At 49.7% G+C, this 1,106-nt stretch carries 8 tRNA genes and 1 rRNA gene; all 9 read left to right on the top strand.

Features of this window, described 5'->3' with window-relative positions:
* Nucleotides 1-41 precede the first annotated feature (41 nt).
* Nucleotides 42-117 (top strand) — tRNA-Thr (locus AOQ70_RS04470).
* A gap of 37 nt (nucleotides 118-154) precedes the next feature.
* A tRNA-Lys gene (locus AOQ70_RS04465) sits at nucleotides 155-230 on the top strand.
* An 8-nt stretch (nucleotides 231-238) separates the two neighbouring features.
* Nucleotides 239-321: transfer RNA gene (locus AOQ70_RS04460), tRNA-Leu, on the top strand.
* 30 nt (nucleotides 322-351) lie between these two features.
* A tRNA-Gly gene (locus AOQ70_RS04455) sits at nucleotides 352-423 on the top strand.
* Nucleotides 424-435: 12 nt separating this feature from the next.
* A tRNA-Leu gene (locus AOQ70_RS04450) sits at nucleotides 436-521 on the top strand.
* 10 nt (nucleotides 522-531) lie between these two features.
* A tRNA-Arg gene (locus tag AOQ70_RS04445) sits at nucleotides 532-608 on the top strand.
* Nucleotides 609-615: 7 nt separating this feature from the next.
* Nucleotides 616-692: transfer RNA gene (locus tag AOQ70_RS04440), tRNA-Pro, on the top strand.
* A gap of 8 nt (nucleotides 693-700) precedes the next feature.
* A tRNA-Ala gene (locus AOQ70_RS04435) sits at nucleotides 701-776 on the top strand.
* Between the two features lie 125 nt (nucleotides 777-901).
* Nucleotides 902-1,106 (top strand): 16S ribosomal RNA (locus AOQ70_RS19670); the annotation flags it as partial.

Below are 1,106 nucleotides of genomic sequence, written 5' to 3'. Positions count from 1 at the left end.
CTCCACCATATTTATTCTTACATAATGTTAGGATAGATAAAGCCGGTGTAGCTCAACTGGTAGAGCAACTGACTTGTAATCAGTAGGTTGGGGGTTCAAGTCCTCTTGCCGGCACCACTTTCATATGGTAAGATAGACAAGTCGCTTTTAAAGCGAGCCATTAGCTCAGTTGGTAGAGCATCTGACTTTTAATCAGAGGGTCGAAGGTTCGAGTCCTTCATGGCTCACCATGTTTCATGCGGGTGTGGCGGAATTGGCAGACGCGCTAGACTTAGGATCTAGTGTCTTTATGACGTGGGGGTTCAAGTCCCTTCACCCGCATTGCTAAATAAAATAAAGAAATCCTGTAATGCGGAAGTAGTTCAGTGGTAGAACACCACCTTGCCAAGGTGGGGGTCGCGGGTTCGAATCCCGTCTTCCGCTTATACCATCCACGCCGGGGTGGTGGAATTGGCAGACACACAGGACTTAAAATCCTGCGGTAGGTGACTACCGTGCCGGTTCAAGTCCGGCCCTCGGCATTATAAATAAGCGCCCGTAGCTCAATTGGATAGAGCGTTTGACTACGGATCAAAAGGTTAGGGGTTCGACTCCTCTCGGGCGCGCCATTAAGATCGGGAAGTAGCTCAGCTTGGTAGAGCACTTGGTTTGGGACCAAGGGGTCGCAGGTTCGAATCCTGTCTTCCCGACCATCTTTTATGGGGCCTTAGCTCAGCTGGGAGAGCGCCTGCCTTGCACGCAGGAGGTCAGCGGTTCGATCCCGCTAGGCTCCACCAATATGATCTTTGAAAACTAAACAAGACAAAACGTACCTGTTAATTCGAGTTTTATAAAAAATCCTATGATACTTCATAGGTAGTCAGTCAAACGCTGACGAAAAACAAAACTTCGGTTTTGTACTTTTTCGGAGAGTTTGATCCTGGCTCAGGACGAACGCTGGCGGCGTGCCTAATACATGCAAGTCGAGCGGACAGAAGGGAGCTTGCTCCCGGATGTTAGCGGCGGACGGGTGAGTAACACGTGGGTAACCTGCCTGTAAGACTGGGATAACTCCGGGAAACCGGAGCTAATACCGGATAGTTCCTTGAACCATGCGGTTCAAGGAA

Source organism: Bacillus sp. AM 13(2015) (assembly GCF_001518755.1).
In the GTDB taxonomy this organism is placed as follows: domain Bacteria; phylum Bacillota; class Bacilli; order Bacillales; family Bacillaceae; genus Bacillus; species Bacillus safensis.
Note: the sequence above shows the minus strand (reverse complement) of the source record. Positions and strands in the feature narration are given on the sequence as shown.